Below are 21,316 nucleotides of genomic sequence, written 5' to 3'. Positions count from 1 at the left end.
GAATTTTAAAAATTTGTAATTTTATTTTACATGAGTTATTTAGACGATATTTTAAAATCACGCCGTGACACCCGACATTTTACAGCAGAGGAAGTACCCGATGAAGTAATCAACAAAGCGTTACAAGCCGGGCATTGGGCACCTTCAGTTGGTCTTACAGATGCAACAAAATATTATATAATCAGATCTGCTGAAGTTAAGAGTGCCATCAAAAATTTATTTTTAGAATATAACAAAAAAGCAGAGTCTCTTACCGATAATCCCGAGCAAAAAGAGCATTATAAATCACTCAAATTAGAAGCGATTGAAGAAGCTCCAATTGGACTTATCATTGCATATGACAGGGCTGTTTTAAATCAATTCACTATTGGAACCGTTGGTAGCAATGAAGCCGTTAAATTCAGTTCGGTTTGTGCCGCACAAAACATTTGGCTTTCCCTTACCGAGCAAGGTTACGGAATGGGATGGGTTTCAATTTTAAACTATTATCAATTCAAGAAAATAATCGATTTACCGGAGAACATCGAACCTCTTGGCTATTTCTGCATCGGAAAACCCGCCACGAATTACGATAACCAACCGATGTTACAACAACTAAACTGGAAACAAAAATCGGAAGTTCCCGATGTCACTGAAATTAAAAATGTGTTTGAAAATAAAATTTCAAATCTTCAGATAAATCCGCAATCATCCATTAATAATAAATCAGATTTCAATACGCTTTTACAGGAAAAAATCGATTCTAAAACCAAACCTATTGGTGCCTTAGGCGTTTTAGAAACTTTGGCTTTGCAAATGGGACATGTTTTTGAAACTTTAAATCCTAAAATAAAGAATCCAAACATTGTGGTTTTTGCAGCCGATCACGGAATTGCAAATCATGGCGTCAGTGCTTATCCGCAAGATGTTACCCGACAAATGGTCTCTAATTTTCTGGAAGATGGCGCCGCAATAAATGTTTTCTGCAAACAAAACGACATCATATTATCAATTGTAGATGCCGGGGTCAATTATGATTTTCCGACAAATGCCAAATTAATTGATGCCAAAATCGCGAAAGGAACACAATCCTTTCTCCATGCTCCTGCCATGAGCGAAACGGAACTGCAATTGTGCTTTGAAAAAGGGAAATCTATCGTAAATTCTATCGCAAAGACAGGATCTAATTGTATTGGTTTTGGCGAAATGGGAATCGGCAATACTTCTACCGCAGCAGTATTAATGAGTCTTCTAACGGATTTTCCGATTGAAGAATGCGTTGGAAAAGGAACAGGTGTTGAAGATGAGAAATTGATTCATAAACAAAATTTACTAAAAAAAGCAATTGAGAATTACTCCGGTCAACCCGAAATACTGCAGCAACTAGCCTATTTCGGAGGTTTTGAAATTATACAAATGGCCGGTGGCATGCTAGCCGCTTATGATCATAAAATGCTGATTTTAGTCGATGGATTTATTTGCAGCGTGGCTTATTTGATTGCCACAAAAATAAATCCGGCGATTAAAAACAATGCTATTTTTTGTCATGTTTCGGCGGAACAGGCACATCAGAAGCTGGTGAACTATTTGGATGTAAAACCCATTTTAAATCTGGATCTGCGTCTCGGAGAAGGAACCGGCTGTGCTATTGCACTACCAATTATAAAATCTGCTGAAGCCTTTTTGAATGAAATGGCCACTTTTGAAAATGCCGGGGTTAGCAAAAAATGATTTTTTATATATGATATGCCTTTTCTTAAAATCTATATTTATCTTTTTTAACTAAGAAACAATCCTTCTAATTCTTCTAATCTGTGGCAAAATAAAAAGCCGCCACAGATTGCACTGATTTAAAGGATTTTTTTTCTGATTCAATATCAACATTCAACAATCGAATTCAGGTTTTTAGATATTATAATTTTGCAAAAAAACCACTTTGCTAAAAATCTTAAACCAATTCAGTAAAAAGCATTAATTTTAAAAAATTTAATCCCTTATCAAAAATCAACTGCCAACATCTTTAGATGTTGGTCCATTTAAAACAATCAAAAAGGCTTTAGCCAAACAACCTCATACTCTTTTCAATGAAAAAAGAACTACATATATTCTTTACTGCTTTAATGTTTTACACCCGAATCCCATGCCCAAAAAACATCGATCACAATCCGGATTACCTAAATAAAGCCACACGCTATTTCCCTTTGATTGGATGGATTGTTGGGAGTATTTCCTTTTTCGCTTTTTCTGTTTTTTCGCTTTTTCTGTCTGTAGAAACTGCTGTCATCTTAGCCTTTATTGCGGCTATACTAACTACAGGAGCCTTTCATGAGGATGGCTTCGCCGATGTTTGTGATGGTTTTGGCGGAGGCTGGACCAAAGAAAAAATACTGCTGATTATGAAGGATAGTGCCATTGGTGCTTACGGAGCAATTGGGTTGGTTTTGCTTTTTTTATTAAAATTCAAACTACTTTCAGAATCAATCATACTTTATCAAACTCCTGATTCAACTGCGCTTTTTCAAATTTTCCTGTTGTTTATTTCTGCCCATTCATTGAGTCGTTTGGCAGCGATAAGTATAATTTTCACCCATGAATATTCGCGCGATGATGCTTCAAGTAAAAGCAAACCTATTGCCAAAAGCAATACCTGGAAAGAAGTATTAGGTGCTTTTTTCTTCGGATTAGCTCCTTTATTGGTGCTGTCCTACTTTAAATATCAGATTCTTTTGGTCCTAATTCCTGTTTTTTTAACTCGTTATTTCCTGGCTCGCTATTTTCAGAAATGGATTGATGGCTATACGGGTGACTGTCTGGGTGCTACACAGCAGGTATGTGAAGTTGTTTATTATTTAGCCCTTCTTTTGGTATGGAAATTTATCTAGTCCGTCATACTGAAACAGTTTGCGAAAAAGGCATTTGTTATGGCCAATCTGATGTTGCCTTAGCAAAACCTTTTGATCTTGTTTTTGAAAATATTATTTCACAATTACCACAGGAAGCTATTCTTTTTTCCAGTCCTTTACAACGCTGTGTTATTCTGGCAAACTACATTCGAAGTAAAATCGAAACCATTTCTTATCAGGAAGACAAAAGACTAATGGAAATGAATTTTGGAGATTGGGAAATGAAAAACTGGAATGACATTCAACCGGAGCAGCTTAATCCGTGGATGGAAGATTTCGTAACTATTCGCGCTACAAACGGAGAATCTTTTATCGAATTACACGCAAGAACAACAGAGTTTTTTTCAGAACAGATTTCAAAAAAAACAAGCAAGCCAATCATTATAGTCACCCATGCAGGAGTCATTAGAAGTTTACTGTGTCATCATACCGCACTGCCGTTGAAAGATGCTTTTGAGAATAAAGTAGATTTTGGACAAGTCATCAAAATTGAACTTTAAACAGTCGTTTGTTTAAAATTTCGCTTCAAAACTAAAACAAATTTGAAAATTCAATAATTTAAACTTTATCTTTGCAAAAAATTTAAGGTTGTGTTACTGATTTATTTAACACATTAAAAAGGGAATCAAGTAAAAACTTGAGCTGTACCCGCAACTGTAAGCTTAGTTCATTAATGAATGCTTGTTGTTAACTACAAAACCACTGCTCGCTGCGGCGAATGGGAAGGTAAACAACAAGACGCGAGCCAGGAGACCTGCCTTTGTAACTAATATCGAGCTCTCGGGAACAAGAGTGTAGAAATTATGACTTTAAAAAATTGGTTGTCTTTTTGTTTGTTTTTGTTGTGTCAGATCCTTTTGTCACAGAATGACTCTATTACAAAATTGAAAGAAGTTATTGTTTCAGATACCAATCTTAAGAAATATTCTGACTCCCAGTCCATTCAGGTATTGAATGATTCTATTATCAATAAAAATCAAGCCTCATTAACTTCGCTGTTAAACTACAATACTGTTATCTATTTTAAAGAAAACGGACTTGGCATGACTTCAGCTCCTTCTTTTAGAGGAACTACCGGAGCGCAAACAGCTGTAATCTGGAACGGAATCAATATTAATTCACAATTTTTAGGGCAAGCTGACTTTAACACCATTGGAACACGAGATTTTAATTCGATAGCTGTAAAAGCCGGAGGAGGGAGTATTTTGTACGGAAGCGGTGCCATCGGTGGGAGTATTCACCTCAACAATGATCTTAATTTTAAAAAAGAGCTCTCCAACCATTTATTCTTAAGCTTAGGAAGTTACAACACATTGAGTGCTAATTATCGTCTCGCACTGTCTTCAAAAAAATACAGTCTACAGGTAAATATCTCCAGAAACAGTTCGGATAATGATTTTAAATATCCGGGCACAATCAATGAAAAGAATCTCAACGGAGAATACTATAATACCAGTATGAATACCTCATTTGGATATAAAATTGACCCGAATAATACATTAAAGGCATACAGTCAGTTTTACGATTCAGAACGTCACTTCTCCCTCATTTCGCCAAATGAGACTAAAACAAAATACAATGACTTTAACACCCGTAATCTTTTAGAATGGGAAAGTATCTTTGGTCATTTTACTTCTAAAGTAAGAGCTGCACATATTGGAGAGTCTTATAAATATTTCCCCAACATTGATTCGGAACTTTTTACTTACGGAAAAGTCGAAACCTCTATTATAAAATATGATTTGGCATTTGATGTAAATGATAAAATCAAATTAAATTCTATAATCGATTATACCCGAAATAAAGGATATGGCTCCAATATTAATAATGTAAAAAGAGAGATCGGGTCTGCCAGTTTGCTATTGCGTCATTTGGTAACAGACAAATGGGATTATACCGCCAGTATACGTCAGGAAATGACTGATAATTACGGAAACCCTTTTCTTTTTTCTTTTGGAACAAGATACCAATTCACTGACTTCTATCGCATCAAATTAAATGCATCAAAGAATTTCAGAATGCCGACTTACAATGATTTATTTTGGCAAGGAAGCGGCAATCCTAATTTAAAACCTGAAACTTCTTATCAAGGCGAAATTGGCAATGAGTTTTTCACAAAAAACTTCTCGCTTTCTGTAACAACATATTATAATGACATTCGGGATTTATTGCGCTGGGTACCTAAAGAAGGCGGCGGTGATGTTTGGTCTCCCGAAAACACAGATAAAGTTAGAGCGTATGGTGCCGAAGTACTTTTAGAATGGAGAACAAAAATAGAAAACCATAATTTCACTCTTAACGGAACTTATGCGTACACCATTTCAGAAAGCAAACAATTGATTCGCGGAGAATCAATTTACAAACAATTAATATATGTTCCTTATCATAAACTAACAGGAGCTGCTTCTTATAATTGGAAAAAGATATCCTCCTATTTCCAGTATTTATATACAGGAGATGCCTACACCACTCCTTTTAACAACCCTAATACAAAAGTAAAAGCATACAGCATTGGTAATTTAGGTGTCGATTATGATTTTGGCAGAAAAAATAGCTATAAACTTGGATTTCAAATGCTAAATATCTGGAATGAAAATTATCAGCCGATCCTTAACAGGCAAATGCCAGGGCGAAATTACACGATATACATTAACCTTAACTTTTAAAAAACATGAAAAAATTAAACAAACTATTCTTAGCTGTCATTATAAGTTCGGCTTTTTTTGCCTCTTGTAGTAGTGATGACGATGATAACACAACCCAAGAACCACGTGGTAACTATGAAGGTGGATTATTCATTGTAAATGAAGGAAACTTTGGAAAAAACAACGGATCTATCTCTTATTTATCAAATGATTTAAAAATCGAAAACAATGTGTTTTCATTAGTTAATGCAGGGAAAAAGGTTGGTGACACACCACAATGCATTGGCTTTAACGGCGATTTTGCTTACATTGTTGTAAACGTTTCTAATACAGTTGAAGTTGTTAACCGATATACATTCAAAAGCATCGCAACTATTACTGCAGACTTAAAGAACCCTAGATATATTGCTTTTGCAAATGGAAAGGGATATGTAACCAACTGGGGTGACGGAGCAAGTGCAACAGATGATTATGTCGCTATACTTGATCCTGCAACAAATAAGATTACCTCTAAAATCCCTGTTGTGGAAGGTCCTGAAAAAATCATAGCCAATGAAGGTAAACTTTATGTAGCCCACAAAGGCGGATGGAATCAAGGGAACTCTCTATCAGTAATCAACACCACAACCAATACAGTTGCTACAAATTTTGTAGTTGGAGATGTCCCAGGTTCATTAGTAAAAGACAATACCACTTTATATATTTTATGTAACGGAAAACCATCTTATGCTGATGTAGAAACTCCAGGTAAAATAGTTAAAGTTAGTTTAAGTACTAATGCCGTGACCTCAACAATTGATTTCCCGGGTAAAACACATCCAGGGTTATTAGACATTGAAAACAACAAACTTTATTATACAGTTGGAAGCGATATTTATTCAGCTGCTACAAGTGCCACAACTCTGCCTACTGCAGCAGCATTTAAAGCTACGAAAGTTAGAAATCTTTATGGTTTTGCAGTAAGAAACAATAAAGTATATGTAGCCGATGCCATTAACAATCAAGATAACGGTGATCTTTACATCTATTCTTTAACAGGAACTGAAACTAACGTATTTAGCGCGCAAATATCACCAAACGGTTTTTACTTTAATAATTAAGGAAGACGTCTAGGAAAATAATTCTGTAATTATTTTTAAGATCAATTAATTCATCCTTTATTTTAATTTTTTGATAAAAAGAGGTTGCCTAATTTAAAAAAGGCGGCCTCTTTTTTTTGACAATACTCTCTAATCTTTTTTAATAGTTAAAAAACAACAGGCTTCTTCATGAAATACATATTTTGCCGAGAAGAAAAACCTTAGAGATCCTATAAACAAAAAACATCCTCAAGAATGTTTCTTGAAGATGTTTTTATAATCGATAAATCTGTATTAGAAAACTATACTATTTTAACGCTCTTAAAAGTCCTTCCGGAGCTTTCTCTACATACATCTGGTTTCGAATACCATTCATTTCTTTAGCATCGATAAAAGGGCGAAGTACCTTGCCTCTATCCTGCTGCACTTTTTTGCCTGCAGAACCCGTAATCTTAGCAATAGCAGTATTCAACAAAGGTTCGGACGGATCACCTAAAACGCCTAAATTAGAAAGATACTCCAATTGTTCATAGGTTGGTTTCAAACCATTGGTATAATCTCCAAAACCGGTTGAATTAACAATTTTAAGTACCAAAGGCTGCATAGCATACTTATGATTTGGATTGACTTTATTCTTTGTAAATGTTTCAGAATCATACAATGTAATAGACCCTACATTTTTACCAACGGTATAATCACCAATTTGCACCACACTGATATAAGGAGCCAATCCGTTTATAATCAACTCACTCGCAGAAGCAGTACCATTTGTTGTCAGAACGTAAACTTTACTTAAACGTAAACTGTTCAACGCTCTTCCGTCAACATGGTCCACAAATCTATTATTTAAAGATTCTGCATCTTCTGTTTCAAAATAAGCATTCACTTTATCATTCCATCTTTCTTTGGCAAAAATCTTATCTTTAAATTGACCAGTAATCATACTCGCCAAACGTGTAGCCGTCTGAACTGATCCTCCTCCATTGTATCTTAAATCCAAAACTAAGTCTGTAACTCCTTGTGCTGCAAATTCTCCAAAAGCATCATTTAATTGTGAATCATAATTAGCATAAAAACCATTATACATGATATAACCAATCTTATGACTTCCGGAAGCAATAACTTTGTTAATCAAAATCGGATTTTCATTCAAAGATGTTTTAACCAACGTAACTGATTTCCCATTCGATTGCAGTACGCCTTCATTATATTGAGCTAAATTTAAAGTATAACTATCTGAATCTAAAAGTAATTGCCTGTAGTTAGAAACCGTAAGTTTAGTTCCGTTTACTGCCGTAAAAAGATCTCCACGTTTTATATCTTTGTTTGAAGCATCTGAATTAGGAATAACATAACGCACGAAACCAACTAAATCTGTATTGCTTCCTGTTATATAATTCAATTTAAAATCAATTCCGCTATTTTTACTGGTTCCCTGAAGTTCCTGCTCTAAAACGGTATAATCGTCAACAATCCAACTGAATCGATCAATTGCTTCTCCTTTTGGAAATTTACTGGCCGGTTTATTTAGTAAACTTTGAAATAAACTTTCAGGGTTGGAATAACCATTCAAAAAAGAATTCAGAGCCCCTTGATTGCTAAAGCGATTATCCCCCAAATTAGGGACATCTGCCTGCCACAGATAAAACTGATTCAACCCTTTCCAGATAAAGTCATTCACTTGCAAATTTGCCGGAGCGGCAACATCGTCCTGGTCTTCACAGGATTGTAAAGAAAAGAGAAGTACGCATAAAAATAGTAAACTTCTTAATATTGTTTTCATAAACCGTGATATCTATATAAATGTAATAACGTAAAAATACTATCTTTAGTTTTAACAATTAAAAATTTATTAATCTTTTTTTAATCATTTTTTTCAAAACCGATGTAACAAAATAAATTGTACCTCGTCTTGATTTATATATGCTAACCAATAACCTTGATTTATGAATCAGATTGTGTTTATAGAGTTAATAAATCCTTTTAAAGACAAAGTATTTCGTCTGGCAAAAAGACTGCTTACCAGCACGGAAGAAGCAGAGGATGCAACGCAAGAAGTACTGGTTAAATTATGGAATAAAAAGGAAAATCTGGGTACCTATAACAGTGTTGAAGCATTAGCGATGACGATGACCAAAAATTATTGTCTCGATCAGCTAAAATCTAAAAGAGCAGGAAATCTACAAATTGTACACAACAATTTTACAGACCGCCAGCCTCAGTTAGATAAAAAACTGGAAGATGCAGACAGCTTAGAATGGGTAGAGAAAATAATCGGTCAATTACCGGAACAATTACAAATATTAATTCAATTACGCGATGTCGAACAATATGAGTTTGACGAAATTGCCAAAATTGTCAACATGAATGAAACGGCTATCCGGGTAGCCCTATCTAGAGCGAGAAAAAAAATAAGAGAGTCAATGCTTAATACACACCATTATGGAATTAAATAAAATAGAATATATACTAGACAAATACTTTCAGGGAGAAACGACTATTGCCGAAGAAAACGAATTAAAAGACTATTTTTCTTCACCGAATGTTGCGCAGCATTTGGAGCAATACCAGCCCATGTTTGGTTATTTCTCTCAGGTAAAAGAACAAAAGTCGACACAGGAGATTCCACTACAAACTAAAAAACGAAATGTTATGTGGTTATCAATTGCTGCCTCTGCTGTTATTTTACTGGGAATTGGAACCTATTTTTATGTAAGCGATCAAAACGCAACTCCGGTTGTAGCGCAATCAGAATTAGGAACCTACGACGATCCCGAGGAAGCCTTAGCTGCAACGCAAAAAGCTTTAGCGTTATTGTCAAACAATGTTAATGTAGGTATAGAAAGTGTACAATACATTAAGGAATACGAACAATCAAAAAACAAAATCTTTAAACAATAATTAAAATCTAAATAAAATGAAAAATTTCATCATAACACTCGTTTTCACATTCGTTACCACTATTTTTCACGCTCAGGGCGCTTTTGACAAATACGATGGCCAGGACGATGTAACCTCAGTAATTGTTAACAAAAAAATGTTCGATTTAATGAGCAAAGTAAAAGTTGACGCGAAAGACAAGGACACGCAACAATATGTTAACCTGATTAAAAAATTAGACTATTTAAAAGTATTCACTACCAAAAATCCAAAAATTGAAGCCGATATGAAAGCTTCTGCTGACAAATACATTAGAACTGCCGGCTTAGAAGAATTAATGCGAGTAAATGACGGTGGTAAAAACGTTAGAATACTAATCAAATCAGGCGCCAGCGATACACAGGTAAAAGAATTGCTAATGTATATAGACGGTGCTAAAAATGACGAAACTGTTTTGTTATCCCTTACCGGTAATTTTGACTTAAACGAAATTTCAGTACTTACCGACAAAATGCAGCTTCCCGGTGGTTCTGACTTGAAAAAAGCTTCTAAAAACAAAAAATAACATGAAAGTCAGCGTCTTTACCTCAGCCCTTTTAGCTTTACTAACTTTAATAAGTTGTAACTCTGAACCTTCTCTACAAAAGTATTTTGTAGAGAATACAGATAACAAAAATTTCATTTCTCTTGATATTTCTCCCAGTATCTTAAACTTAGACAAAGCAAAATTGTCTACAGAACAATCCGATGCTTTAAATTCTTTTGAAAAAATGAACATTCTTGCCTTCAAAGTAAATGCAACAAATGGAAAAGAGTTTGAAACGGAAAGAACAAAGGTCAAAGCCATTTTAAAAGACCCAAAATATCAGGAATTAATGAAATTTGGCTCCGGTAAAGAAGGCGCTTCTATAAGTTACGTTGGCACAGAAGATCACATAGAAGAATTTGTAGTTTTTCTCAACAGAAAAGAAAACGGATTTGCAGTAGTACGCGTTTTAGGTAAAGACATGAATCCAACACACATTATCAATTTAATGAGCGTTCTTCAAAAATCAAAAATAGACATGGAACAGCTAAAACCTTTAGAGCAGCTGCTTAAAAAATAATCTTACTTTAAAATCAAAAAAAAAGAGTGAAAAACTACTGTAGATTTTCGCTCTTTTTTTGTGCCTTGTAATCACTTTAATGCATTTTTTTTCACGCAGATCTTGCTGATTATGCTGATATTTTGTTTTGCAGTCCTGATAAAAATAATCTAAATAAATTGCAACCCGAACAATAGTGAACAGATAGAGCAAACAAAAATCTTTGCAACCTTTACCTATAAACAAACTGTGTATTCTGACAGGACAAGAGGCTTTATAAAAAATCCGAAGCTTTTGAATTTGGCCCTTCTTCTCGACACAAATCAAAGACCTTACTTTACAAAAAATTCAAGCTATGCGTTTCTCAATAAGTGAAACGTTTTTTTTCCTTATCAACTAAAATCAGGTTCTATTTTAAAAAGATTTTTCTTTGTAATTTACTGGTTCATGATTTTGATATAAACTTAATTTAGTTACATTTGAAGAAAAGTAACCAACCAACTTCACTTGAAAAAAGCATTTAAAATTCTTTTAAAATCAATCTTAGTCCTTTTAGGATTCTTAGCACTCTATGTCTTATCGGCTTACATACTTTCTAAAATCACCATTGATCAGGAAGCAGGTACAAAACCGGAAGTTGAGATTTTCATCCTTACTAATGGCGTTCATACCGATGTTGTAATGCCAGTAAAAAACGACCAGATAGACTGGAGCCAACAAATACAATTTAAAAACACAAAAGCTGCAGATTCTACTTACAACTATATAGCAATGGGATGGGGTGACAAAGGTTTTTATCTGGAAACACCCGAATGGTCAGATCTTAAGGCCTCGACGGCTCTTAAAGCCGCAACAGGTTTGGGCAAAACTGCTATTCATGCCACGTATTTCAGACAAATGAGATTGAGCGACCACTGCAAATCTATAATGATTAGCAAAGAACAATACAATCGTTTAATTACTTATATCACAAACAGTTTTCAAAAAGACGCATCCGGAAATTTCATACCTGTAAAAACAGATGCTCTGTATGGTCGAACAGATGCTTTTTATGAAGCAAACGGCAGTTACAGCCTAACACACACTTGCAATACCTGGGCCAATAATGCCTTAAAAGCCAGTGGTCAGAAATGTTGCTTTTGGACACCTATGGATACTCCGATTTTTTCGAAATACAACTAAAATTAAATATAAAACATGGTACAAAAAACGTCGAATGCCTTTATCGCGGCATCATGGATAGCTCTCGGAGCTGGAACAGTAGGATTTATAGTAGGCCTTGCAAGAGCTGAAATGTTACTAAACGAAAAAGGGTATTATTTTACCGTTTTAATGTTTGGTCTTTTTGCTGTAGTCTCTTTGCAAAAAAGTGTTAGAGACCGATTAGAAAATCTTCCGGTAACTGATATTTATTATGGAATTTGCTGGTTCGGAACCCTTTTATCAATTGTATTGTTAACAGTTGGTCTTTGGAATGCCACTATTCTTCCAAGCGAAAAAGGTTTCTATGCATTTGCCTTTTTATTAGCTCTTTTTGGCGCCATTTCTGTTCAGAAAAACACCAGAGATAATATGTCTTTAAGCCAAGGCGAATAAACGTATACAATTCATCCAAAAACATAGAAAACTCCTACTTAGGAGTTTTTTTTACGTCTTTAAATAGTCAGATTTTTCTTTTTTACCTAAATAAATAGTAACAAATAATAATTTACATTTGCCGCCAAATAAATAAATCCCATAAATGAAAACAACCAAAGTTTTATTCTTATTCTTAGTTCTAATCCTAAACAGCTGTTCAAGTGACAATAGCAACATTTTAGAGAATACTGAAACCTCTGAAAACACTAAACCCACATCAAAATATGCAATGACCGCTAAAATTGACGGTACATTATGGCAAATGAATAATGCATTTAATTCAAATTTTGCCACAAAACCATTGTTTACCTATTATCCTGCGACAGAATATATTCAATTAGGAGGAAGAAACAACATGATCAATGAAATCAGACTTATGATTAAAAGAAGTGATCTTAAAGTTGGCACTTATCCTATTACACGATCAACCTTTGATGCGTCCAAAACCCAAATTGACATGTCTATTCACAGCAAAGAAAATCTTCAGTATCCGGTTGAAGGTACCTTATCTATAACTTCAGTTGATTTAACCACTAAAACAGTAGCAGGAACCTTCTCATTTAATTGTGTAGAAGATTTTTCAGAACCAATTAGCGCTACCAATCCTATTACAACAAAGGTAACTGAAGGTACATTCAATTATCGATATGATGTATCCTACTAAAGAATATAAAAACAACAAAAAGGCTCCAAAAATATTTGGAGCCTTTTTTATTATCAGTGGATTTGAGATTATTTACTCAAATACATTTTTCTTCTTGAATACAATTCGTAGAATTGATCGTCTTTAAGATCATCAATAAACAAGATGCTTTCTCCTGTTGATTTCATTTCCGGCCCCAATGCTTTGTTTACATTGTGGAATTTGCTGAAAGAGAAAACCGGTTGTTTGATCGCGTATCCTTTTAACTGCGGATTGAAATCAAAGTCCGTTACTTTATTATGCCCTAACATTACTTTTGTAGCGTAGTTCACATAAGGCTCTCCGTAAGCTTTTGCAATAAACGGTACTGTTCTGGAAGCTCTTGGATTTGCTTCGATAATATAAACCGTATCGTCTTTTATCGCAAACTGAATATTGATTAAACCTACTGTTTTTAAAGCTCTGGCGATTTTTTTCGTATGATCTTTTATTTGTTGCATCACGAATTCTCCCAAGTTAAAAGGAGGCAATGTAGCATTACTATCTCCCGAGTGAACTCCACAAGGCTCGATATGCTCCATAATTCCGATGATGTACACATTTCCGTCAGCATCACAAATGGCGTCTGCTTCTGCTTCAATTGCTCCGGCCAAATAATGATCTAAAAGCAATTTGTTCCCCGGAATCGTTTTCAATAAATTGATAACGTGTTCTTCCAGTTCTTTTTTATTGATTACAATCTTCATTCCCTGACCTCCTAATACATAAGAAGGACGAATCAATAACGGGAAGTCCAACTTATCTGCCAGCGCAGAAGCTTCATCAGCCGTTTCAGCAATTCCGAATTGCGGGAAAGGAATGTGTAATTCTCTTAATAAATCAGAGAAACGCCCTCTGTCTTCAGCTAAATCAAGTGCATCAAAACTGGTTCCGATGATTTTCACTCCGTATTTAGAAAGCTTTTCAGCTAATTTTAAAGCGGTCTGACCTCCTAATTGCACAATTACACCTTCCGGTTTTTCGTGCTGAATAATATCGTAGATGTGCTCCCAGAAAACCGGCTCGAAGTACAATTTATCTGCTGTATCAAAATCTGTCGAAACAGTTTCCGGATTACAGTTGATCATGATGGTTTCATAACCACATTCTTTTGCTGCCAAAACTCCGTGTACACAAGAATAATCAAATTCAATTCCTTGTCCGATTCTGTTTGGTCCTGAACCTAAAACGATGATTTTCTTTTTCTCTGTTACTACACTTTCGTTATCTACATAACGCTCTCCGTTTGCTTTTTCGATTTCAGCTTCAAAAGTAGAATAGTAATAAGGTGTTTTTGCTTTAAATTCGGCAGCACAAGTATCTACCAACTTAAACACACGATTTATATTCATGCTCATACGTAGAGCATGTACTTCACTTTCAAGGCAATTTACCATATGAGCAATTTGTCTGTCGGCAAAACCTTTTTGTTTTGCTTCAAGCAATAACTCTTTAGGCAGATTAGCTACTTTATAGTTAGAAATTTCTTTTTCTAAAGTATAAAGCTCTTCATATTGTTTCAGGAACCACATATCGATTTTTGTGATTTCATGAATACGGCTCAACGGAATTCCCATTGCAATCGCATCATAAATTACAAAAACACGATCCCAACTTGCAAAAGTCAGTTTTTCGATAATTTGTTCGTAGTTTTTATATCCTTTTCCGTCGGCACCTAAACCGTTACGTTTTATTTCTAAAGATTGAGTCGCTTTGTGTAACGCTTCCTGAAAAGAGCGTCCGATACCCATAACCTCACCAACAGATTTCATCTGAAGTCCAAGCGTTCTGTCAGCGCCTTCGAATTTATCAAAGTTCCAACGTGGTATTTTTACAATTACATAATCTAAAGTTGGTTCAAAAAGAGCCGAAGTAGATTTTGTAATCTGGTTTTGCAATTCATCTAAATTGTATCCTAAAGCCAATTTAGAAGCAATTTTTGCGATCGGGTAACCTGTTGCTTTTGATGCTAATGCAGAAGAACGAGATACACGAGGGTTGATTTCGATTGCAACGATATCTTCTTTTTCGTCCGGTGAAACGGCGAATTGCACATTACAACCTCCTGCAAAGTTTCCGATACTACGCATCATCAAGATTGCATAGTCACGTAATTTTTGAAAAGTTGTATCTGATAAAGTCATGGCCGGTGCCACTGTAATCGAATCTCCGGTATGAATACCCATCGGGTCCATATTTTCAATTGAACAAATGATTACTACGTTATCATTTTTATCTCTCAAAAGCTCCAATTCATATTCTTTCCATCCCATTAAGGCTTTATCAATTAAAACCTCATGTATAGGAGAAGCTTCTAAACCTCTGGTTAAAAGCTCATCGAAATCTTCTTTTTTATAAACTACTGCCGCTCCTGTTCCTCCAAGTGTAAACGAAGGACGAATTACTAACGGGAAACCAAATTCCTGCGCAATTTCTTTACCTTCTAAGTAAGAAGTAGCTGTTTTTGCCGGTGCAGTAGGCACATTAATTCTTTCTAAAAGCTGTTTAAACTGCTCTCTGTCTTCGGTAATATTAATCGCATTTACATCAACTCCGATTAATTTTACTCCGAAATCCTGCCAGATTCCTTTTTCCTCAGCTTCCAAACATAAATTTAAAGCTGTTTGTCCCCCCATAGTTGGCAAAACAGCATCAATTTGTGGATGTTCCTTTAGAATTTCAATAATCGATTTTGTAGTTAATGGTTTCAAATAAATATGATCGGCCATACTTGGGTCGGTCATAATAGTCGCCGGATTTGAGTTTATTAAGATAACTTCAATTCCTTCTTCACGAATAGAACGTGCAGATTGAGAACCTGCATAATCAAATTCGCAAGCTTGACCAATAACAATAGGACCTGAACCTATTATTAAAACGGATTTTATTGATGTGTCTTTAGGCATTTTATTTGTATTGTGTAGTTATTATATTGCATTCAAAAACATTCGTAGTACTTTAAAAACTAGAATGTTGCATTCTTTTTTACCGACAAGGTATAAAAAAAGGCGATACTAAAAAAGTAACGCCTTATTTATGTTTATAGAAACATTATTTCTTGTGTCTAGGTTCGCTAGAAACAGTTAATTTATGTCTTCCTTTAGCTCTTCTACGCGCCAGAACTTTTCTTCCATTCGCAGAAGCCATTCTGTCCATAAATCCGTGCTTATTTCTTCTTTTTCTTTTCGATGGTTGAAATGTTCTTTTGCTCATTGCTTTGTATCTTTAAAATGGTATCTAATATCTCTTTTCTGTTTTAGAATTTCGTTATTCCAAAACCGAGTGCAAATATACAAAGACTTTTTTTTCTGGCAAGCAGTTTTATAAAAATATTTTTAATTCCTTTTACTATCTTTGCAATCACAAATATACATCTATTATGTTTCACAAAAATATTAAACTTATTTTGGCCGGACTTCTAGTAGTCGCAGGCATTTGGCAATTTACAGAGAGCAATATCGGGAATGGTATTTTTCTTATTTTATTGACCGCAATTCCAATCTTTCTTTACTTTAAAAACGAATTTATCCTTTTAGCCTTCCTTAAATTAAGAAAACAAGATTTTGAAGGCGCTAAAAAATGGCTATCCTATATTAAAAACCCTGAAGCTGCACTGGTTAGAAAACAACAAGGTTATTTTAACTACTTACACGGGATCATGTTATCTCAAACCAATATCAATCAAGCTGAGAAACATTTCAAAAAAGCAATCGAATTAGGATTGTCTATGGATATGGATTTAGCCGTAGCTAAATTAAACCTTGCCGGAGTTGCAATGTCACGCAGAAGAAAACTTGAAGCTACTAACTTATTGAACGAAGCTAAGAAATTAGACAAACAAGGTATGCTGAAAGAGCAAATTTCAATGATGAAAGAACAAATGAAGAAAATTTAAAATTTTCTGAAATTTCAAATATTTAAAATCCCAAATTCCAAAGCTTATTGGAATTTGGGATTTTTTTTGGATTAAACCCTAAAACGAGATGTCAGGCTGAGCGAAGTCGAAGCCCTTCATTGGTTAAAAGTGGCTTCGACTTCGCTCAGCCTGACATCCGAAATTGATTTACCCCAGCTATTGGAATTTGGAATTTTTACTATTTATTCCTCCAGTATAATAGATGGCAAATTTTCATTAAGCCATTTGTATTTATTAAGAATCATGACATGAGTTCCTCCTTTTACTATGATACAACTTTTGATGTATTTTATAGGAAAAACATCATCCTGATCGCCATGAATATGAATCACTTTTTCATCAATTTGGTTTCTGTCCCAACGGATTACGGTTTCTACAGCCCATTGCAGATAATTGATATCACGAACGGACAAGAACTTTTCATACAGTTTAATCCGTTTGTTTATTTTTTCTCCAAATGAAAATTTAGCCAGCTTCTCTACATTCAGCAACAACTGCATTGGAATTAGCTTGTAAGCTTTCGTCGTTTTGCCAATTTTCATTCTTTTCGGAAATTCGAGATTGCTTCTAACACTTGAAATAATAATCACTTTTCGAGCATTGATATGTTTTGCTATCTCCTGTACTAAAATACCTCCAAACGAAACTCCAATTAAAACAGGATTTGAATGTTTGATTTTTTTAGTGATGCGAAGTGCATAATCGGATAGCGATTCTTTTGGAAACGGAATCTCCCACTCCAACAAACAGATTTCAAAAACAGAATCATCCAATTGAATTCTTTCAAAAATAGATGAACTTGCCGCCAGACCAGGCATAAAATAAACCGGAATTTTACTCATTAGATAAACAGAAATTTCAATTACGACCCTTACTTATAAAAGCTAAAGTTACTTTTTTTTATAAACTTCAAGCAAATTTCAGACCGTAATCTTAACATCAAAATAAAATTCAACACAGTAAAGTAACAAGCTTTAGAACTTCTCCTTCAAAAAATAATTCATTATTGAAAATCAATTGATTACCTTTACAATTGAAATAAATTACGATTAGAAATCTTATACAGAATTTTCTTTCACAACTATTTCGCCCCAAAATTATTTGCATTTAAACATGACCAAAAACACATTATTACATTATGGAACAATCTATTGAAATTATGGAAATCAAAGACAATACTTTTGCAAGACAATTTGAGACCATAGTACCAGAAGGAATGCTTACTGTTGAATATTCTTTTCAGGAAAAAAAAATCTTCTTAACCAAAATTAATACCCCGGAAGGCTTCGATAATCAAGCTGTAATTGATGGATTACTAAAAAGCATCATGGAAATTGTTATCGAAAAGAAATTCAGATTAATGCCTATTTCTCCAAAAATCGCTCAATTCATTAAGAAAAATCCAAAGTATAAAGAATTACTTCCTCCCGGAATCAGGATTTAACCTTTTTAGAAATAACCGATAACCCGAAGCCATGCCCCTCCGATCGTCATATAAATAAAAAGCATCACTACTCCGGTCACTAAACCTTTTACCCACCAATCTTTTAGATCGACATAACCGCTCCCAAAGAAAACCGGTGCAGGTCCGTGACCATAATGTGTTAGCGTTCCGTACAACGATCCTATAAAACCAAGCATAAAGGCCAAAAGCAACCCGGGAATTCCGAGTGAAATACCAACGCCCAGCAATGCCGCATACATTGCTGCTACATGCGCTGTGGCACTTGCGAAAAGATAATGACTAAAGAAATAAACCAAAACAATAATCGGAAAAGCCATCTGCCAGCTTAAGCCTCCTATTTCGGCTTTTACCAAATTACTAAACCAGCCAATAAATCCTAACTCGTTGAGCGAACTCGCCATCATTACTAAAACCGAAAACCAGACAATCGTATCCCAGGCTCCTTTTTCGGCTTTTACGTCGTCCCAACTAAGAACAGAAGTTAAAAGCAAAATCACTAAACCAATAAAAGCGGTTGTTGTAGCGTCAATAGAAAACAAATCACCGGTCATCCAAAGAAATAATAAAATAAAAAAGGTCAGCAACATCATCCATTCATTGCGTGTAATAGGGCCCATTTCTTTAAGTTTCTGACTTGCAATTTGTGGTGCATCTCCCGTCTTTTTAAGTTCGGGCGGATAAATTTTATACAATACAAAAGGAATCACAAAAAAGGCAACCAAACCCGGAACAATTGCTGCTACGGCCCAGGAAATCCAAGTAATTTTAATTCCTAAGTTGAGTGCAAATTTCTGGCACATCGGATTACTGGCCGTCCCTGTTAAAAACATAGACGAAGCAATCAGATTCATATTATAACTGTTCAGCGTCAAAAACGCCCCTAATTTTCTATGTGTATCCGGTTGATCCGGCACCGAACCAAAACTCATTGACATGGATTTCATAATCGGATAAATAATCCCTCCTCCTCTTGCCGTATTACTTGGTACAGCCGGAGCCAGAACCAAATCTGCCAATCCAAGACCATAAGCCAATCCAAGTGAGCTCTTTCCGAATATCTTTACAAACAAAAATGCAATTCTGTTTCCTAAACCGGTTTTAATAAATCCTCTGGCAATAAAAAAGGAGATTCCAATTAGCCAGATTACTTTATCCCCAAAACCCTTCAAAGCTAATGTTATTGATTTTCCGGCATCCCCCGGCGCTAAAACCTGTGAAAAAGCTGTCAACGCAATAGCAATCATACACATGGTTCCCATTGGAGCAGCTTTTAAAATAATTCCGAGAATTGTCGCTACGAAAATGGCAAACAGATGCCAGGCTTCTATAACCACACCATCAGGTGCGGGAATCAACCAAATTGCAATTCCAACTGCCAATGTAATTAAGATCTGAGGGATTTTTATTTCTTTCATAAGGCAAAAAATTAGGTTATGTTAAAGTCTGCATTGAAACTGTACAATAAACAAATTGTCTTTATACGTGGAGGTATCCGGAATATTTTTGTCAAACCTGTCTATTTCGAATCCCATTTCAATTCTTCCCGTATAGGCTTTTCCAAACTCCAGACTGATCATAGGGGTATAGGTTTGACGAACATTAGAATTTAATTTAAAACTGGTATCAAAAGATTCATAACGGCATGACAATTCTAAAGAACTCAATTTTTTATAATTTATACGGTATCTCAAATTGGGCATAATGTAATATCCACGCATCTGATAATCATTTACGTTTGCTGTTCTCGCGTCTGTTGGTAGGGAGAAATACAGATTATGATTTGTTCCTTGTTTGTATTCTATTTGAAGATCAAAAGTAAAAGCATCACTAAGCACAAAATCACTGGTGATATCGGCTCCCAAAGCAAAAACGTCCTGATTGAATACTTTCCCTGTCCCCCCGTTTAAACCTAAGTTAATCTTATGCAGCTTAGACAATCCAAAAACCAATCGAGTCGAATAGAGTTTTCCGTTGTCTTTGTCTTTTTCCTGATTTTTTCCATTGCCATTTAAAACAGAAACGGCATAACTTAGCGGAATTTTTCCAAGAGCAAAAGACCCCGTCGCTGAGGCTCCGATTTGAAAACTTGTCCAGCCGTTTTTTCCAAATTCATAATATTGATTAGAGAAATCAAAAGATTTAATGATATCAACGGGTACAAGCTCCTCGATTCCAAATGCAGGACGAAACTGCCCTCCTGTTACTGCAAAATATTTATTGAAGGTATATTTTGCATAAGCGTTTTCAAGCACTTTGGTTTTAGGATCCGATTTAAAATCGGCCAGGTTTACCAAAATTACGACCTCTGTATTTTCACTTAATTTGGTATTAAGCCCCACACGCATTCTTTTAATATCAAAAGACGACTGCGTAACCTCTCCTGTGGAATGATGAACTCCGAGAACGTCAACATCCTCAGAGAGTGCTCCGAGAAATCTGGCTTGAAAAAGCCCTTTAAACTGAAACTGAGGAAATTTGACCGCTTCATCAGAATTGGTTGTGGCCTGATTTACATCGTTCTGAGCGTATATAAAAAACGGCACTATTAAAAAAATAAAAATGATTTTGATTCTTATAAATTTCCTCATAAAATAGATTTTCAATTAAAAAACTTACCCTATAAACTTCAAATCCTTTTGTACTTCTTCAAAATTCTCCCATAATTTTGGTCTTTGAAAAATTCCCAAATCTACCTTTCAACCAATACTTTCGCTCGGAAAATCCAAAACGTTAAGACTCTTATTGCATTCAAAAAACACAAAAAAATTAGGCAAACCCCTTGTCAAAAGAAACGGGAACATCATAGCTTTTTTCATATTAATGAATCGTTAAATTAGAAATATTCCTACTAAGATATAAAAAAACAGACCACGTACAACACCAACTTGCAACTTTCTGTTTCACAGTAAAAACTGATAAAACAATTTTAACCCTAAAAAAATTATTCTCCATAAAACACACAATATAAGACGAATATGTATAACTTTGTAATTAACCGTCTAGTACGCAGCTCTTATTCTATTTGTAATATCCTACAAAATTTG

At 34.9% G+C, this 21,316-nt stretch carries 20 protein-coding genes and 1 riboswitch; of the genes, 14 read left to right on the top strand and 6 right to left on the bottom strand.

Annotated features, from left to right (window positions below; translation table 11 throughout):
• Positions 1 to 30 precede the first annotated feature (30 nt).
• From cobT to G3A47_RS09445, 5 genes are all read left to right on the top strand, one after another.
• Positions 31 to 1,710 (top strand): nicotinate-nucleotide--dimethylbenzimidazole phosphoribosyltransferase, encoded by a 1,680-nt coding sequence (gene cobT / locus G3A47_RS09465; RefSeq protein WP_166921912.1) that lies wholly within the window; start codon positions 31 to 33, stop codon positions 1,708 to 1,710.
• Between the two features lie 353 nt (positions 1,711 to 2,063).
• Positions 2,064 to 2,861 carry an adenosylcobinamide-GDP ribazoletransferase gene (locus G3A47_RS09460; RefSeq protein WP_166921911.1) on the top strand — a complete coding sequence of 266 codons (798 nt, stop codon included), beginning with the start codon at positions 2,064 to 2,066 and terminating at the stop codon, positions 2,859 to 2,861.
• Positions 2,846 to 3,382: an alpha-ribazole phosphatase gene (gene cobC, locus G3A47_RS09455; protein WP_166921910.1), complete on the top strand. Its 537-nt coding sequence runs from the start codon at positions 2,846 to 2,848 to the stop codon at positions 3,380 to 3,382. Before G3A47_RS09460 ends, cobC begins: the two co-directional genes overlap by 16 nt.
• 68 nt (positions 3,383 to 3,450) lie before the next feature.
• Positions 3,451 to 3,658: riboswitch (cobalamin riboswitch) on the top strand.
• Positions 3,659 to 3,685: 27 nt separating this feature from the next.
• Positions 3,686 to 5,548: a TonB-dependent receptor plug domain-containing protein gene (locus tag G3A47_RS09450; RefSeq protein WP_166921909.1), complete on the top strand. Its 1,863-nt coding sequence runs from the start codon at positions 3,686 to 3,688 to the stop codon at positions 5,546 to 5,548.
• A gap of 5 nt (positions 5,549 to 5,553) precedes the next feature.
• Positions 5,554 to 6,627 carry a YncE family protein gene (locus G3A47_RS09445; RefSeq protein ID WP_166921908.1) on the top strand — a complete coding sequence of 358 codons (1,074 nt, stop codon included), beginning with the start codon at positions 5,554 to 5,556 and terminating at the stop codon, positions 6,625 to 6,627.
• A gap of 286 nt (positions 6,628 to 6,913) precedes the next feature.
• On the opposite strand, the gene G3A47_RS09440 is transcribed toward G3A47_RS09445, so the two are convergent.
• The gene (locus tag G3A47_RS09440) at positions 6,914 to 8,389 is read right to left on the bottom strand and encodes a S41 family peptidase (RefSeq protein ID WP_166921907.1); all 1,476 of its coding nucleotides are present in this window, start codon (positions 8,387 to 8,389) and stop codon (positions 6,914 to 6,916) included.
• A 163-nt stretch (positions 8,390 to 8,552) separates the two neighbouring features.
• Here G3A47_RS09440 and G3A47_RS09435 point away from each other — a divergent pair, with 163 nt between their 5' ends.
• The 7 genes from G3A47_RS09435 (at position 8,553) to G3A47_RS09405 (ending at position 12,873) form a co-directional block, all read left to right on the top strand.
• A complete protein-coding gene (locus G3A47_RS09435; protein ID WP_166921906.1) occupies positions 8,553 to 9,062 on the top strand; it encodes an RNA polymerase sigma factor in 510 nt (169 codons plus the stop codon).
• Positions 9,049 to 9,507, top strand: a complete 459-nt coding sequence (locus tag G3A47_RS09430; RefSeq protein WP_166921905.1) for a hypothetical protein — start codon at positions 9,049 to 9,051, stop codon at positions 9,505 to 9,507. Before G3A47_RS09435 ends, G3A47_RS09430 begins: the two co-directional genes overlap by 14 nt.
• 16 nt (positions 9,508 to 9,523) lie before the next feature.
• Positions 9,524 to 10,051 carry a DUF4252 domain-containing protein gene (locus tag G3A47_RS09425; RefSeq protein WP_166921904.1) on the top strand — a complete coding sequence of 176 codons (528 nt, stop codon included), beginning with the start codon at positions 9,524 to 9,526 and terminating at the stop codon, positions 10,049 to 10,051.
• A gap of 1 nt (position 10,052) precedes the next feature.
• Positions 10,053 to 10,592, top strand: coding sequence for a DUF4252 domain-containing protein (locus G3A47_RS09420; protein ID WP_166921903.1), 540 nt, complete (start codon positions 10,053 to 10,055; stop codon positions 10,590 to 10,592).
• A gap of 486 nt (positions 10,593 to 11,078) precedes the next feature.
• Positions 11,079 to 11,753, top strand: coding sequence for a TIGR02117 family protein (locus tag G3A47_RS09415; protein WP_166921902.1), 675 nt, complete (start codon positions 11,079 to 11,081; stop codon positions 11,751 to 11,753).
• 15 nt (positions 11,754 to 11,768) lie between these two features.
• A complete protein-coding gene (gene yiaA, locus G3A47_RS09410) occupies positions 11,769 to 12,167 on the top strand; it encodes an inner membrane protein YiaA (RefSeq protein ID WP_166921901.1) in 399 nt (132 codons plus the stop codon).
• A gap of 145 nt (positions 12,168 to 12,312) precedes the next feature.
• Positions 12,313 to 12,873 (top strand): DUF6252 family protein, encoded by a 561-nt coding sequence (locus tag G3A47_RS09405; protein WP_166921900.1) that lies wholly within the window; start codon positions 12,313 to 12,315, stop codon positions 12,871 to 12,873.
• A gap of 68 nt (positions 12,874 to 12,941) precedes the next feature.
• On the opposite strand, the gene carB is transcribed toward G3A47_RS09405, so the two are convergent.
• Entirely contained in the window at positions 12,942 to 15,797 is a 2,856-nt protein-coding gene (gene carB / locus G3A47_RS09400) for a carbamoyl-phosphate synthase large subunit (RefSeq protein WP_166921899.1), read from the bottom strand.
• 145 nt (positions 15,798 to 15,942) lie between these two features.
• Positions 15,943 to 16,104 carry a 50S ribosomal protein L34 gene (gene rpmH / locus G3A47_RS09395; RefSeq protein WP_008464848.1) on the bottom strand — a complete coding sequence of 54 codons (162 nt, stop codon included), beginning with the start codon at positions 16,102 to 16,104 and terminating at the stop codon, positions 15,943 to 15,945.
• 166 nt (positions 16,105 to 16,270) lie between these two features.
• Between rpmH and G3A47_RS09390 the strand changes: the two genes are divergently transcribed.
• A complete protein-coding gene (locus G3A47_RS09390) occupies positions 16,271 to 16,786 on the top strand; it encodes a DUF2892 domain-containing protein (protein ID WP_166921898.1) in 516 nt (171 codons plus the stop codon).
• 203 nt (positions 16,787 to 16,989) lie between these two features.
• Here G3A47_RS09390 and G3A47_RS09385 read toward each other — a convergent pair whose 3' ends face one another.
• Complete coding sequence (locus G3A47_RS09385; protein WP_166921897.1) at positions 16,990 to 17,649, bottom strand: alpha/beta hydrolase; 660 nt, start codon at positions 17,647 to 17,649, stop codon at positions 16,990 to 16,992.
• Positions 17,650 to 17,945: 296 nt separating this feature from the next.
• On the opposite strand from G3A47_RS09385, the gene G3A47_RS09380 reads away from it, so the two are divergent.
• The gene (locus G3A47_RS09380) at positions 17,946 to 18,251 is read left to right on the top strand and encodes a GNAT family N-acetyltransferase (protein WP_409994007.1); all 306 of its coding nucleotides are present in this window, start codon (positions 17,946 to 17,948) and stop codon (positions 18,249 to 18,251) included.
• 5 nt (positions 18,252 to 18,256) lie between these two features.
• On the opposite strand, the gene G3A47_RS09375 is transcribed toward G3A47_RS09380, so the two are convergent.
• Both G3A47_RS09375 and G3A47_RS09370 read right to left on the bottom strand, forming a co-directional pair.
• On the bottom strand, positions 18,257 to 19,687 hold the full coding sequence (locus tag G3A47_RS09375) for an anion permease (protein ID WP_166921896.1): 1,431 nt from the start codon (positions 19,685 to 19,687) through the stop codon (positions 18,257 to 18,259).
• 21 nt (positions 19,688 to 19,708) lie between these two features.
• Positions 19,709 to 20,860, bottom strand: coding sequence for a porin (locus G3A47_RS09370; RefSeq protein WP_166921895.1), 1,152 nt, complete (start codon positions 20,858 to 20,860; stop codon positions 19,709 to 19,711).
• Between the last annotated feature and the right edge of the window lie 456 nt (positions 20,861 to 21,316).

The sequence above is a fragment of the Flavobacterium poyangense genome (genome assembly GCF_011751075.1).
GTDB lineage: Bacteria > Bacteroidota > Bacteroidia > Flavobacteriales > Flavobacteriaceae > Flavobacterium > Flavobacterium poyangense.
Note: the sequence above shows the minus strand (reverse complement) of the source record. Positions and strands in the feature narration are given on the sequence as shown.